Genomic DNA, 13,868 nt, shown 5'->3' with positions numbered 1-13,868 from the left:
CGCCCGTCACGTCTTCTCGACGGCCTTCTTCGAGGCGAACGTCGCCTTGAGATTGTCGAACAGCTCCACCTTCACGCCGTTCTTGCGCATGATGTAGCTCTGCTGCAGCACCGAGAGCAGGTTGTTCCAGGCCCAGTAGATCACCAGACCCGCCGGGAACGAAGCCAGCATGAAGGTGAAGATCAGCGGCATCCAGTCGAAGATCATCTTCTGGGTCGGATCCGGCGGCGTCGGATTCAGCTTCATCTGAATCCACATCGTGATGCCCATGATGATCGGCCAGACGCCGAGGATCAGGTACGGACCGACAACCGGTCCCAGCACCATGGGATCCCATGGGATCAGCCCGAACAGGTTGAAAATCGTGGTCGGATCGTGCGCAGAGAGATCCTTGATCCAACCAAAGAACGGCGCGTGGCGCATTTCGATGGTGACGAACAGCACCTTGTAGAGCGAGAAGAACACCGGGATCTGCAGCGCGATGGGAAGACAGCCGGCGATCGGGTTGATCTTCTCCTTGCGGTAGATCTCCATCATCTCCTGCTGCTGCTTCTGGCGGTCGTCCGGAAAACGCTCCTTCAGCGCCGCCAGTTGCGGCTGCACCGACTTCATCTTCGCCATCGAGGCGTAGGATTTGTTGGCGAGCGGGAAGAACACCAGCTTGATCAGCACGGTCACCAGCAGAATGGAGACGCCGAAATTGCCGAACAGGTGGAAGAAATAGTCGAGCAGCAGGAACATCGGCTTGGTGATGAAGTAGAACCAGCCCCAGTCGATCAACAGGTCGAAATGGTTCAGCCCGAGCTGCTTGTTGTAGCCGCCATGGCCGGCGAGCGGAAAGTTGATGCCGACAACACCGGCTTCCTTGGCCCCCGCAAACAGCCGCGCATTGGCGCTGCCGGTGCCGCCGATCGCAATCGTCTGCGGATCCTGCAGGTAGTCGGCCTGGTAACGAACCTTGGCGCCCGGTTCGGCGAGGAAACGCGCCTTAAGCCGCGCCGACGTGTCGGGCAATAGTGCCGACGCCCAATACTTGTCGGTGATGCCGAGCCAGCCATTCGTGACATTGAACTCGAAGCCCTTCGCGCCATTGCCGAGCGCAGGCGCCTCGGCGACAGCCTTGTAGCCGTGCTCCTGGAGGCCTTTTTCACCGAGATAGCCGATCAGGCCTTCATGGAGGATGTAGTAGCCCGAGACCTCCGGCGTGCCGTGGCGGGAGATCAGCGCGAACGGATAGAGCGTGACCGGCGCACTGCCGACATTGGTGACGTCGTCCTTGACGGTGAAGAGATAGCGGTCGTCGATTGCAATGGTGCGGCGGAACGTGAGGCCTTCGCCATTGTCCCATTTCAGCGTCACCGGGTTGCTCGGTGACAGCGCGCCCGAGCCCTCCTGCTGCCACACCGTCTCGCGGTCGGGAAGCCGCGCCGTCGAGCCCGAGGCGGCGACCCAGCCGAATTCGGCATAATAGGGATGAGCCGTGTTCGAAGGCGAGAACAGCACGATCGCGGGCGACTTCGGATCGACGGTGTCGCGGAATTTCTCCAGCGAAAGGTCGTCGATGCGCGCGCCCTTCAGTGCGATGCTGCCGGAAAGCCGCGGAGTTTCGATCTTGATGCGGGGCGAGGCCGCGATCGCGGCGTCACGGCTGACGACCGGCTGGGCCGCGCCAGGCTGGCCGGCTGGCGTGGTCGCGGAAGGCGTCGAGCCCGGTTGCGGGGTGGTGGAGCCGGGGGTCGCCTGCGGCGACGACGGCTTGGCGAGTTCGGCCTGGGTCTGGCTTTGCGCGCGCTGCCGCTCCATCTGCGGCATGTTGTAGAAATACTGCCACGCGATCAGCACAAGGCCGGACAGAATGACGGCGAGGATGGTATTGCGATTATCGGTCATCGTTTTTGAGGTCTCGTCATTCAATTCGGGTTGCGGCTCGCGCCGCCTTTTCGTTTTGACGCGTTTTCTTGACGCGAACCGGTATCCACTTCGCTCGAAAACGCTTTCGTGGTCGGCTGCCGATCGAGGCGATGCAGCGCCGAGCGGAGATCGTCCATCATGATTGCGAAGTCGCGGGTGAGCGCGGCCCGGCGGCCAACCAGCACATAATCATGGTGTGGTCGCATGGATATGACGTCCAGCCGCTTCACGAGTTCGCGAAGCCGGCGCCGGATGCGATTGCGCTCGGTGGCGGTGCCGTTCTTTTTGGTAACGGTGAAACCGATCCGGATCGGGCCGTCATCGTCGCGAAGGCGGCCCTGCACCACGAAGGCAGCGCTGTTCGCCCGCGTGCCATTGGCAACGGCGAGAAAGTCCGCCCGCTGCCTCAGCCGATCCATGAATGAAATCTCCGGAAGATCCGGCTCAGGCGCTCAGACGCTTGCGGCCACGCGCACGGCGGGCGGCGAGAACCTTGCGGCCGCCGGCGGTGGCGAGACGGGCGCGGAAGCCGTGACGGCGCTTGCGCACCAGTTTGCTGGGTTGATAAGTCCGCTTCACGGGTAGTTCTCCGCTGACCGGGCAATTTGCCTGTTGGATTGATGCGTCCGGTGATGCGGGCCGGCCCGAAAAAAGGCCATTTACGGCCCAAACGAGCCGCCCCCGGTGGAACCGGGCCATCGCGGACAGTTGGCGCGGCTTATACGGGAGCGACCTGTTTTCGTCAACGTCGGGGGTTGCTGCGGCAGCTGTTCTTTGAAACGTCGCAATTGGGGCGAATATATCTGTTTTCGCGGGGTTTTTAGGGGCGAGAAGGCGGCGCGCCCGGACCAACGGAACCAGCGGACATTAGCGATCGGTAATTTGACCGGTCAGGGGCGCAGAACGCATCCTCGGAATCAGTGTACGGGTCAGAACCAGCGCCGGTCTTGTGTCCGGCGGGCTCCAAACACAGACATATCAAGGCGGATATTCGTGTCAGCGACCGACGAACAGCCGACCCCTCAAGCCCCGCGGTGCACGGGCCCGCGTCGGCTCGGCCTGTCCGGCAAGCTTTTGCTGCTGACGATTCCGCTCGTGATGATCGCCCTCCTGATGATCTACGTGCCTTCGATCGCGAATTTCTGGACCAACCGGCTGAACGACCGCCTTGCAGCGGCCAACACCGCCGCCCTGGTGCTGGATGCCGCGCCGCTCGGCATGGTGCCGGATTCGCTGGCGCGGCAGATCCTGACCAGCGTCGGCGCCCGCGCGGTCGCCATCAAGATGGGACAGCAACGCCGGCTGCTCGCCAGCGCCGACCTGCCGGCGGCGATTGACAGAGATATCGACATGCGGACCCTGACGGTGTGGTCCGCGATCGTCGAGTCCTTTGAGACCATGCTGGACACCGGCAACCAGACCATTCGCGTGGTAGGGCCCGCGCCCGGTGGCGCACAATTCATCGAGGTCGTGGTCGATGAAAAGCCGCTGCGGCAGGCGATGTACCGCTTTTCCAGCAACCTGCTGCTGGTCTCGCTGGGGATCGCGATGCTCGCCGCGGGGCTGGTCTACCTCGCGCTGCATTACCTGTTCGTGCGGCCGATGCGGCGGCTGACCGCAAATCTCGTCGGCTTCCACGAAAACCCGGAAAGCGCGGCGCGCATCATCGTGCCGAGCCAGCGCGGCGACGAGATCGGCGTTGCGGAGCGCGAATTGTCCGACATGCAGCGCGACCTCGTCTCGATGCTCTCGCAGAAGAGCCGGCTCGCCGCGCTCGGCCTCGCGGTGTCGAAGATCAACCACGATCTGCGCAATCTTCTCGCGTCCTCGCAATTGCTGTCGGACCAACTCGCCAGCGTGCCGGATCCAAGGGTGCAGCGCTTTGCGCCGAAGCTGATGCGCTCGCTGGAGCGCGCCATCGATTTCTGCCAGTCGACCCTCTCGTATGGCCGCGCCCAGGAAGCTGAGCCCGACCGCCGGATGATCCTGGTCGAACCCGTGGTGACCGAGGTGCGCGAATCCGCAGGGCTCGCCGCCGATGCCTCGATCACCTGGATCAGCGCGATCGAGCGTTCGCTCTCGATCGATGCGGATCCGGACCAGCTGTTTCGCGTCCTCCTCAACCTGGTGCGCAACGCGGGCCAGGCGCTGGAAAGCGCCAAGGGCGATGCCGCAACCTTGCAGATCCGCATCACCGGCCGCCGCGAAGGCTCGGTCGCGATCATCGAGGTTTCCGACACCGGCCCCGGCGTGCCGGCGAAGGCGCGCGAGCACCTGTTCGAGGCGTTCCAGACCTCCGGCCGCCCCGGCGGCAGCGGGCTTGGGCTCGCGATCGCCGCCGAACTGGTGCGCGCCCATGGTGGCGACATCCATTTGGTCGAAGGCACCATCGGCGCTACCTTCCGGGTCTCGATCCCCGACCGTGCGGTGGAACTGCAGAGCGTCCGCAATGAGCGGGCGCGGGCGTAAGGCGCGGCTTGGACCGTGTTTTGTGGCCGTTTGCGGCCGGTTTACCATCGGAAATGGATGGGCAGATCCCGTCAGCCGGACCTTGCAAAGCGGGGCCGGAGCGGGTAGCTAAAGCGCTCTTTCGCGACCGTCCGGACCTTATTCGGACGCATCCGGGCCCCTTAAAGCCCAAATGCACAAGCGAAAACGCGCCCGTAGCTCAGCTGGATAGAGCACCAGACTACGAATCTGGGGGTCAGGAGTTCGAATCTCTTCGGGCGCGCCATTAATATCAAACAGTTGCGGAAGCGCTCCGTTTGAGATGGGGCAAATAAAACGGTTTTTCAAACGGTGTTTGTGGATGCCGGCGGACGTCTAATCCCCGCAATGTGATTGACAGGGCCGAGCAGACAAAGCGGCTCGACGAGCGGCTTCTTATTTATTCGGGATCGGCCCTGAGTCCCCACGCGCCGAACGAGCCTACCGCCAGTTCGAATCCCACTCTCTCCGCCAAATTCCCCGAGCCGACGTATTCTCCAGACGAACTTGTTCGCAATTTAGCCCAGTAATAGTGCCGGTTTTTCGTTTGAGCCATGGACACCCGATCGGCAGAGTCGGCTTACTATTCTCCGAAACGCCCGCTTCTCTCCGAAGCTCTGGACTCCACCGATTCGATACGGTTCTCGAAATTCCAACGTTTCGAGCTACTTATGAACCGCGAGAAAAAAGTTTCTGCGGTTTCTCTTGGGCAACCGAGATATCCGATGGCGTGAGCGGCGCGTGCAGTCGGTCGCGTCTGACATGATTCCGTAATCGAGTTTTCCTTGCGCCGTGTTGCAACCTGAAGTTATGGTCTTTCGAAAGCTACGGCGGGGAAACATGGCGTTTGAACTGGGGCTTCACCCCGGGACGGTTTGGCATAAATGTGATTTTCAGTGCCATACACCCCGCGATCACGCTTGGTCTGGCTCGCCTGACCTGCCAGGCGGTGATCCCTTGGCCGAAAAAGCCCGACAGGACTGGGCTGAAAGCTTTGTCCGAGCGGCGGAGGCTGCAAAGCTGCAGGCCGTTGCCGTGTCTGACCACCACGATGTTTGCCTATCGAAATACGCAATCGAAGCCGCTCAGCGCCTGAGCTCATCGCTGCGCGTGTTCCCAGCCGTGGAAGTCACTTGCGCGGACAACGCCCAGTGCCTTGCGATATTTGACCCGTCGCTGGAGACCGATCGTCAAAAGCTCATTCTAGCTGCTGCGGGCAATATTCTCATGGCGCCGGAGAGTGACGCGAAAACCTGCACGATTGCTCCGGCCCGCGAAACCGTCATAGGGTTCGTCGACAACATTCTCGCAGAACAGCATCTCAAAGATAGCTGTGTGATTCTTCCGCATTTCAGCAAGCAAGACGCTCACAAAAGCCTAAACGAGGTAGGACATCACCCGCGTTTTGCAAACCTTTTGGTTGATGGCGTTTACATCGAGCGCCCTTATGAAGAGTTGGATCCCGTCACACTTGATAAAATCCAAGGTAAAATTGACGACTGGGGACGTCGGCGCCGGGCGGTTCTCGCTACAGGGGATAACCGCGCTGCAGATTGGAATCGTCTGGGCAAGCATGACTGCTGGATAAAACTAGGCGAGCACTCCGTCGAAGCGCTTCGCCAAGCGTTACTAGCTGACGAAGCCCGCATCGCATACAGCCTTGATTGCCGCGCAAGTCGCGCGCCGATCGTTCGAGGATATTCAAGCGTCTGGACGCGCGGCATTCGGTATTATGTGGCGGAAGGAACGCTCCGACTGGACGAAGTTGGGAAGCTTCATAACGTGGTGGACCGAATTTCCGAAGGAAAATCTTCCGGACGGTGCGCGCGATCGTTTGGCGCGAGTGACCTTGTCGACCGAAGATAGGAAATTGTTAGAGACCCTTCGAAAGGACTTTCAGGCGGCAAAGGATGGCGTCGACCGTCTCATCGAGTTCCTGAAACTCGACATGGCACGCATCCAGCTCGATGTCGCCGACGACATGTCCATCACCGGCATCGTCAATGCTATCTGCCGTTGGCAGAAATCGCCCGAACGCATCACCCGATGGGTCGCTTTCATGGATCGCATCCGGATAGTGAGGGAAAGTGGCCTCAATTCGATGGCCGAAAGCGTGCTCGATGGATCGCTTAGCGAAGCTTCATTGCTCCCGACCTTCGAACGGTCCTACTTTGAGGCCATGCGCAGCGTGATTTTCGCTAACAACCCCGAGATTAAGAGGTTTGATGGCGAAGTACATAGCCGCCTCGTGGAAAGCTTCCGCAAGCTTGACCTAGAGCGCATGCGGCTCGCACGTGACCAGATCGCGTACGGGCACGCGTCGCGGCTGCCGCGAAATGCCGGCGGCATCGGTCCACTTGGCGTCCTGAACGGGGAGATCGCTAAAAAGCGTAAGCATCTTTCGATAAGGCAACTGCTGGAGCGCGCTGGACCCGTCGTCCAGCAGATCAAGCCGATCTTCCTGATGAGCCCGCTCTCCGTGGCGCAATTCCTCAAACCGGGAGCGATCTCTTTCGATCTGCTGGTCGTCGACGAGGCGTCGCAGATCGAGCCCGTCGACGCGCTAGGCGCAGTTGCGAGATGCCGTCAGATGGTGGTCGTCGGAGACGAGCGTCAGCTTCCGCCCACGCGATTCTTCGCGAAATTGACCGGAAACGACGAGGACCAGGACGAGGACGAAGAGCTTACCTTCCAGGCGAAAGACGCGGAAAGCATTCTCGATCTTTGCCTTGCGAAGGGCCTGCCGCACCGGATGTTGAACTGGCACTACCGCAGCAAGCATCAGTCGCTTATCGCGGTGTCGAACAAGCAGTTCTACGATAATCGACTCTTCATCGTGCCCAGCCCGTACGACGCCGTCGCCGGCATGGGGTTGAAATTTCACTATCTTCCAGACGCGCACTACGATCGTGGAAACACCCGCACCAATCCGAAGGAGGCACGCATTGTTGCGGAAGCCGTGATCCGTCACGCCCGCGAAGCTCCGGGCAGGACGCTGGGCGTAGGCGAACTTGCAAACCTGCTCGGAGCTCGGCGCCTTCGCGTATTCAACACGCTGTTCGGCTGGACGCTTGAATACCCGCTCTATCGCCGCGACGAGAAGGGACGTCCGAACGACGACGAATGCCCGCTGGTCGCCTGTACGGCGTTGCTGGCACCGATAGCACCTGGACTGGCGCCTGACGATGACGCGACGGACGACCACCTGTGGGGCGCTGAAGGCCGTTCTGCCTTAACTGGTTACTAGGGGAACGCACATCCTTCGCGAGGCCTACGAAGGAGTGCGCACTCTTACGCTGCGCTGTGCTGCTGCAACATGAAAACAGCAACTATGTTGCTCTTGTTCGCGCTACGACCAAACCGCATACGGTGGTATGCCCTTTGGACATGGAGCAGGCGATTGCATATCTCAGGGTTTCTACACAACGCCAACACCGCTCCGGCTTGGGCATCGAAGCCCAGAGATCCGCGATCGAGCGCTTTGCGGCTACGGAATCCCTCAAGATAACTGCGGAGTATGTTGAAGCCGAAACCGGGAAGGGGTCCGACGCCCTGGAACGGCGCCCTCAATTGGCGGCCGCCTTGGCCGCTGCAAAGGCTGCGAAGTGTAGCGTAGTCGTTGCCAAGCTCGACCGGCTTTCGCGTGACGTGGCTTTTGTGGCCGGCCTGATGGCGCAGCGTGTGCCCTTCATCGTGGCCGAGCTTGGTCGGGATGCCGATCCGTTTATGCTGCACCTTTATGCGGCCTTGGCCGAGAAGGAACGGCGCTTGATATCCGAACGGACCAAGGCCGCACTGATGGCAAAAAAAGCAGCCGGGGCCGCGCTGGGGAATTGCGTCAACTTGGCTCAAGCAGGTTCGCTGGGAAGGGTCACGTTGATCGAAAGCGCCGACGATTTTGCTCAAAGTCTGACGCCGGCTCTGCGGGCGATCCGCTCCGAAGGAGCTACAACTCTTCGATCAATTGCTCAGGCACTCAATCGCCGGGGCATCAAATCTCCACGCGGCGGAACGTGGTATCCCTCATCAGTTTCCAACCTCCTATCCCGCTCTGACAGCTTTTTATAGGCGGGAAATTCCGCCTATCGTTGAATGCTGGTGAGCGAATGTGTGCTGTATGCAAAGGCGGATGGCCGCCCCTTGCCATCCCGGCGAAACCTTCGGCGCGCGCTGGCGACTCAAACTCTCCCGCTGAGGCCGCTCCAAAGCTGAGCAAGCGAGATACGTTCTTGCTGCAGCGCCTCCAAGCAGCTTGCTTCGGTATGTCTGGAATCAGCGGTAACGCATCACCGTCGCGGCAATGGAAGTCGTGCACCTCTCGGGAACTCGCCCTAATGCGTTGGCGTTATCATTTTGTTTTCATCGCTCGTGAGGTTGATCTATGCGTGCGTTGCTTAGAGCAGTCGCTATCGCGACAATCCCGGCCTGGTTAGGCACCTTTGTGAATTCTGCTGCGGCCCAAGACTTCAATGACAGATGGTCCATCATTCCAAAAGCGCACGCAGAACCAGCTCCTGAAGCACCCAACCAAACGAAGCAGAACTCGCCAGATCAGCCTGCGATTGAAAAACAGCCAACTGAATCATCGGTAAATCGCTTAGCTCCTCGGTCGGCCAATCGAATTTTTTCCGGGAAAGCGTCTTTCTATTCTTATGCGAAAGGCAAAACAGCCAGCGGCGCCACTTTCAACCGCGATGCCATGACCGCGGCTCACCGAAGCCTGCCGTTCGGCACAAGAGTTCGCGTAATTGATCCTGCGAGCACCAAGTCGGTGGTGGTGCGCATTGTCGACCGGGGCCCCTGGATTCGCGACCGCGTTCTCGACCTTTCCCTTGGCGCGGCGCGCACGCTGGGAATTACTGATCGCGGCGTGGCCCGAGTGCGCGTTGAAGTCCTCTAATCGTGCCCGGAATTCCGCTTGCCGTTGGGCTTCGAAACCCCGGTGCTGCAACGCCTTTCGCCTTCGCACTCTCGTAACGTGACCCATACCCCACTGACCCAGTGCCGCGTTTGGGGTGGTGGGTCATCGGGTGGCTTCCACTGCCCTTGCGATCAGTCTCATTCGTACCTCACGGGCCGCTCTGATTCCATCCATGCGCGACCCCTTCACCACACCGCTCTCAATGGGTGCATCATCCCCAATCGATAAAGTCCATTGCCATTCGTCAATGCCGCCGTGAGGACTGACGGAAATCCTTAAATCAAAAGGATCGTACTCCGATGGCATCCTGCGAATATGTCCCTTTGGGGAGACTGATCAACCCCATTTCCTCCGCCACGCTCAGTTCGCTCCCTTCATCCAAAGTTGTTTCATCGGAAGAATTTCATACCTCGCACCGACATCATCCAGAATTATCGGGTCGGCGGCTGTCAGACGCTCAACCTCCGTTTGGTCCTTTGTTGGAATCATCTACAGGGCCCTGACACACGATCGAACCAACTTCGGCCAGGCTCTGAAGGTAGTCGCCCGGCTGTCTCCTCCAAGCGCGGTCCCGCTCCTCAAATGGTATGCTCCCGGCACTGCTGCGGATCGCGGAAGGCATCGATCCGGGCGAGGCGTGATGCCTCGTTACTTCGATCACATGCCAGCCACCAAAACAAAAAGACCGCCGGATCGACCGACGGTCCTTTCGTTGACAGTTAGGGTTGATGCGCTCGACTTTGCTCTAGCCGTATGACAGTGCCATTCTATGGGAATGGTCTCTTGTCTCTCGTTGGTGCTAGCCGGTGCGAGAACCTATCGATCAAACCCAACCTTGCTTAGAGTTGGGCAAGGCTCAAAGGAAGATCAAGTGAGCTGTGCTGACCTAGATCGACTGTTTTGACGCCGGCTTCTTTGTTCGCGTCGCCGGCTTGCCTTTCTGTTCCTCAATGGCTCGGCAGGGCCGCCACATGCTCAGCCTCGGTCCGGAGAGCGTATCCCTGCTCATTCATGCAGGGATTTGTTACGGCCGGTCCCAGCGACGGGTCTCGCTCGAGTTATTTCGCCTTCGCCATCAGCGCGGTGATCCGCGCGCGGAATTTTTCGATCTCCTTTAGGATGCTCTGGCGGTCCGGTCCAGGAGGAAGCTTGCGGGCAGCCTGTAACAGCTTCGCGGCGATCTCTTCTAGGTCCCGCGGCACCTCTTTTTCGACCCGTTTTACATCGACCCTTTTCGAGATCATTCCCCTTCACCTTCAGTCCCAACTCTACAAGGCGGAGGTTATTCTTTCTGCCAGTCGATCACGAGCCTGCCGCTCGATGCGATCCGGCGGCCGGGCGTAAGAGATCACGCCCTATGCAAGGGTTCATCCGGATGATGAGCGATAGGTGCAGTTCATCTCCAGCGGGCGGTCACTGTTTTCCAACCGCAGAAGCCGCTTCGGTCTCGTGTGCTTCAGCAGGCGTTGTGGCCTTAGTCGAGCGCTCCGGCACCTGAGCTCGTATAGGTAATTGCAGCACGGTCGCTCGCTGGCCTTTCCTGAGCTGTGTCACAAGCACGGTGCTTCCGTCCGGAAACTCGATCGCATCATGATGCCGATATGAAACATCGGGCTCGACTTTGCGAAAGCGAGCAACTCTGACGGTCGTACTCTTTTTCCAACCCCAGTCGTCGTCGTACGCCACTGCGTCTGCGAAGGCTAATTCGGTCCCCGGGAGCAGACAAACCGCCACTTCGGGCTCTGTTTTGGCAGCAAACCCTCTGGTCCCTGCGCCGCGAAACGTTGTGGTGATGAGCGTCTCTCCAGCTTTGGCCGGACGCGAAGCCACTGCATGCAGGCTATAGTCACACATTAGATTTGCTCCTCTTTCAAGACAGCGCACCCACACCCGCGATGGCGCGGGCGTCTATCAGTGTGGTCGATACGATCGTTCAGCTTCCTCTGCCTTGTGGGCAATCCTACGGCGCGCCTTACATCGGCGAGTGCAAATCGCCTTGAAGCCAGCGGCCAAGGGCCTTGGACTTCATAGGATATTCATACGCGGCAAGGGCCGTAAGTACGTGATGGCAGACAGCACATTCAAACGTATGCAAGTCGACGCCTGGGCGTGCTGGCTCGATACTGGCGAGCATCATCTCGGCCTTGCACTTCGGACAGGTGGGGCGCCCAAATGCGACCGGCGGAATGGTGGACGACAGGCGCTGAGATTGGGGCATGATGCCTCCCCTCGAATAGGCGGGAGCGCAACACTCTCTGTCACCGGTAATGCCTCGGAGGCGGAGCGGTGATGGTGCAAATATACGCCGCAGGGATCTCAAACGCGAGTTAATTCGCGCGCCCGCTGGTTCACCTGCCTAGGCTCCAGGGCAGCCAAAAAGCCGGGCGCTGGTCGCCAAGAGCGGCCTTGCGTGGTGCATGCGGCTGGAGCGACCGCTGCAACCGCTCTGCTGCCCCCTCGTCCAACCGCATCGCAAGCATCTGATATCCGTTCCTGGCCCAAAGCCGACATGATCGCTCGAGTCGGCCACGTCCGCTTCAAGGCATAGAGCCGACCAACCTCGATCGAGGCCTCGACGTCCGCTTTTGACCCACAAGAGACATGGGTGACCTTCACGGATATTTGGTTGCCGACATGACGCGAGCGCGCGGCAACGGTCTCCCGACACGTAACACGCTCCCCTGCACAAAGCCGCGCGATCGAGTAGGCGCTAGAGTGCGCGGCGATTATCACTTATACCGGGGTTGGCCGGACGGGTCATTCGTGCAAAATGGAGTGGTGTCCATCCGCGGCAACGAGGCGGGCTCAAGTGCCGAACGATCTGGATTTGCGCATGATGGCGCGGTGCATCGAGCTCTCACGCGACTCCATCGCGGCGGGCGAACTTCCTTTCGGCTGCGTGATCTGTCACGATGAGGAGGTCGTGACGGAAGCCACCAACCGGGTGGTACGCGACGGGGACGTGACCCGTCACGCCGAAATGGTTGCGATGTCGGAAGCGCAACGCGTCCTCGGAACCAAGCGGTTGTCGCGCTGCACGCTTTATACCAATGTCGAGCCCTGCGCGATGTGCTGCTACTGCATTCGCGAGACCCGGATGCGCAAGGTCGTCTATGCAATTCGCTCGCCCATCATGGGCGGACACTCGAAATGGAAGGTTTTACAGGACAAGGAGATCTCTGGCGCCATCCCGGAAGTTTTCGGCCGCGTCCCCGAGATCGCTGGCGCGGTGATGCGCGAGGAGGCGGAAGCGGTGTGGCGGGATTGGAACCCGATGATCTGGAGAATCATCACGTTCCGCGGCTGCTTCGGCGGCGTCGCCCAAGCGGCCGCCGAGGTGCCCGGCCGCGAAGGATTTTTCCGTCGACTGACTCTGTTGCATCGCTGACTGCGGCGCTTAGGACGCCTTCCCTGATGAACCAAATCTCCCGCTCAGCCGACAGTGACTTCACCGTTCTCGATCGGCGCGGAACGCCGCACGGGCCGTTCCGCCGTCTTTTGCGCCACTTCATTCATTTCTTCTCGTATCACCTATCCTCGGCCGCCAGAGCATCCGAACGACCCGGGCGGCGGGCTTCCGCCTGCGCGTACGGCCGACGGTCTTCCACCCCCGCTTCTTTCTGAGTAGCGAGTATTTCGCGAAGTTCCTCGACGGGCTCGACCTGAGCGGCAAGTCCGTGGCTGATATTGGCACCGGGTCCGGCATCTTGGCTCTGGCGGCCGCGCGCGCCGGTGCGGTGGAGGTTTTGGCGCTCGACATCAATCCCCATGCGGCTCTCTCGGCGCTGGAGAATGCGCAGGCGAACGGCCTTGGCGACCGTGTGAGCGTCGCCTGTATGAACCTCCTCGCCGCGCTTCCAGTGCGCCCGCTTTTCGATGTGATCTTATCGAGCCCACCCAAGCATGCTGGCGAGCCGCGCGATCTCGCCGATCGCGGCTGGCACGCCGGCCCTCAATATCGGGACGTGGCGGCCTTGTTCAAGCAGGCCAGTGAGCGGCTGAAGCCCGACGGCTGCCTCTACGTCATGGTATCGTCGGACTCCGATCTCGACCTGTTCGGCCGGCTGATTGATGAGGCCGGCTTCCGCGCACGCCTCGTCTACGAGCGCTCGTTCTACATCGAGTCGATGATTCTCTACGAGCTGCGTGGTCGATAGCGTCGGTCCGGCTGGCTTACCCTGCTGCTGGTCCGCTCGCTCAGCTTCTTGACGTCCGGCGCCTTGGCGGCACGGCGGACGTCGCGTCAACTGGGTTCGCACCGCAGGGGGAATTTACGACAAGTTCGACGGCGAGTTCGCGTCGCGCTCGCAGGCCAGCACAGGGACCGTGCGTTATCAATGGTGAGATGACGTCTGTTATTGGCACTTTTCGGACCTGCCGAAGCGGCCTGACGACGTCCGTTCATCGAGGTAAAGCGGACCTCGCAAGAGCGCGCGGCGATGTCCGCCAATGTGAAGGGTTTCGGATGCCGGCCCCATGACGGTGAGGCCGCGCGCACGGGGCCGGCGTCCGAAACCCTCCAAGGGAGGAAACCGCGCTTGAGGGAACG

The 13,868-nt window shown here is 60.4% G+C and carries 11 protein-coding genes, 1 tRNA gene and 1 pseudogene; 8 read left to right on the top strand and 5 right to left on the bottom strand.

Annotated features, from left to right (window positions below; genetic code table 11):
* Positions 1 to 6: 6 nt before the first annotated feature.
* From yidC to rpmH, 3 genes are read right to left on the bottom strand one after another with little or no spacing between them, the layout of a single operon-like run.
* Positions 7 to 1,890, bottom strand: a complete 1,884-nt coding sequence (gene yidC, locus IVB22_RS35145) for a membrane protein insertase YidC (protein WP_247521724.1) — start codon at positions 1,888 to 1,890, stop codon at positions 7 to 9.
* A gap of 20 nt (positions 1,891 to 1,910) precedes the next feature.
* Positions 1,911 to 2,330, bottom strand: a complete 420-nt coding sequence (rnpA, locus tag IVB22_RS35140) for a ribonuclease P protein component (RefSeq protein WP_247521723.1) — start codon at positions 2,328 to 2,330, stop codon at positions 1,911 to 1,913.
* 25 nt (positions 2,331 to 2,355) lie between these two features.
* On the bottom strand, positions 2,356 to 2,490 hold the full coding sequence (rpmH, locus tag IVB22_RS35135; protein ID WP_008542748.1) for a 50S ribosomal protein L34: 135 nt from the start codon (positions 2,488 to 2,490) through the stop codon (positions 2,356 to 2,358).
* A gap of 414 nt (positions 2,491 to 2,904) precedes the next feature.
* Here rpmH and IVB22_RS35130 point away from each other — a divergent pair, with 414 nt between their 5' ends.
* From IVB22_RS35130 to IVB22_RS35105, 6 genes and pseudogenes are all read left to right on the top strand, one after another.
* Positions 2,905 to 4,380 (top strand): ATP-binding protein, encoded by a 1,476-nt coding sequence (locus IVB22_RS35130; RefSeq protein ID WP_247521722.1) that lies wholly within the window; start codon positions 2,905 to 2,907, stop codon positions 4,378 to 4,380.
* A gap of 188 nt (positions 4,381 to 4,568) precedes the next feature.
* Positions 4,569 to 4,645, top strand: a tRNA-Arg gene (locus IVB22_RS35125).
* Positions 4,646 to 5,238: 593 nt separating this feature from the next.
* A pseudogene (locus IVB22_RS35120) lies at positions 5,239 to 6,054 on the top strand (TrlF family ATPase); the annotation flags it as partial.
* Positions 6,055 to 6,247: 193 nt separating this feature from the next.
* Positions 6,248 to 7,645: a DEAD/DEAH box helicase gene (locus IVB22_RS35115; RefSeq protein WP_247521720.1), complete on the top strand. Its 1,398-nt coding sequence runs from the start codon at positions 6,248 to 6,250 to the stop codon at positions 7,643 to 7,645.
* 56 nt (positions 7,646 to 7,701) lie between these two features.
* Complete coding sequence (locus IVB22_RS35110) at positions 7,702 to 8,466, top strand: recombinase family protein (protein ID WP_308200495.1); 765 nt, start codon at positions 7,702 to 7,704, stop codon at positions 8,464 to 8,466.
* Positions 8,467 to 8,779: 313 nt separating this feature from the next.
* Positions 8,780 to 9,298 carry a septal ring lytic transglycosylase RlpA family protein gene (locus tag IVB22_RS35105; protein WP_247521719.1) on the top strand — a complete coding sequence of 173 codons (519 nt, stop codon included), beginning with the start codon at positions 8,780 to 8,782 and terminating at the stop codon, positions 9,296 to 9,298.
* 1,079 nt (positions 9,299 to 10,377) lie between these two features.
* Here the strand turns inward: IVB22_RS35105 and IVB22_RS35100 are convergent.
* Both IVB22_RS35100 and IVB22_RS35095 read right to left on the bottom strand, forming a co-directional pair.
* The gene (locus IVB22_RS35100; RefSeq protein WP_247521718.1) at positions 10,378 to 10,563 is read right to left on the bottom strand and encodes a hypothetical protein; all 186 of its coding nucleotides are present in this window, start codon (positions 10,561 to 10,563) and stop codon (positions 10,378 to 10,380) included.
* A gap of 169 nt (positions 10,564 to 10,732) precedes the next feature.
* Positions 10,733 to 11,173: a hypothetical protein gene (locus IVB22_RS35095; RefSeq protein ID WP_247521717.1), complete on the bottom strand. Its 441-nt coding sequence runs from the start codon at positions 11,171 to 11,173 to the stop codon at positions 10,733 to 10,735.
* A gap of 979 nt (positions 11,174 to 12,152) precedes the next feature.
* On the opposite strand from IVB22_RS35095, the gene IVB22_RS35090 reads away from it, so the two are divergent.
* Both IVB22_RS35090 and IVB22_RS35085 read left to right on the top strand, forming a co-directional pair.
* The gene (locus IVB22_RS35090; protein ID WP_247522075.1) at positions 12,153 to 12,707 is read left to right on the top strand and encodes a nucleoside deaminase; all 555 of its coding nucleotides are present in this window, start codon (positions 12,153 to 12,155) and stop codon (positions 12,705 to 12,707) included.
* Positions 12,708 to 12,996: 289 nt separating this feature from the next.
* Positions 12,997 to 13,476, top strand: a complete 480-nt coding sequence (locus IVB22_RS35085; protein WP_247521716.1) for a 50S ribosomal protein L11 methyltransferase — start codon at positions 12,997 to 12,999, stop codon at positions 13,474 to 13,476.
* Positions 13,477 to 13,868: the final 392 nt, after the last annotated feature.

It is taken from the genome of Bradyrhizobium sp. 190 (assembly GCF_023073415.1).
GTDB lineage: Bacteria > Pseudomonadota > Alphaproteobacteria > Rhizobiales > Xanthobacteraceae > Bradyrhizobium.
The sequence above is the reverse complement of the archived record's forward strand: the minus strand, read 5'-3'. Positions and strand labels throughout refer to the sequence as shown.

Excerpts from the sequence above, each read along its gene's own strand:
- IVB22_RS35090 (WP_247522075.1), top strand. The coding sequence starts at position 12,153 with ATGATGGCGCGGTGCATCGAGCTCTCACGCGACTCCATCGCGGCGGGC.
- IVB22_RS35105 (WP_247521719.1), top strand. The coding sequence starts at position 8,780 with ATGCGTGCGTTGCTTAGAGCAGTCGCTATCGCGACAATCCCGGCCTGG.
- IVB22_RS35100 (WP_247521718.1), bottom strand. The coding sequence starts at position 10,563 with ATGATCTCGAAAAGGGTCGATGTAAAACGGGTCGAAAAAGAGGTGCCG.
- yidC (WP_247521724.1), bottom strand. The coding sequence starts at position 1,890 with ATGACCGATAATCGCAATACCATCCTCGCCGTCATTCTGTCCGGCCTT.
- rnpA (WP_247521723.1), bottom strand. The coding sequence starts at position 2,330 with ATGGATCGGCTGAGGCAGCGGGCGGACTTTCTCGCCGTTGCCAATGGC.
- IVB22_RS35095 (WP_247521717.1), bottom strand. The coding sequence starts at position 11,173 with ATGTGTGACTATAGCCTGCATGCAGTGGCTTCGCGTCCGGCCAAAGCT.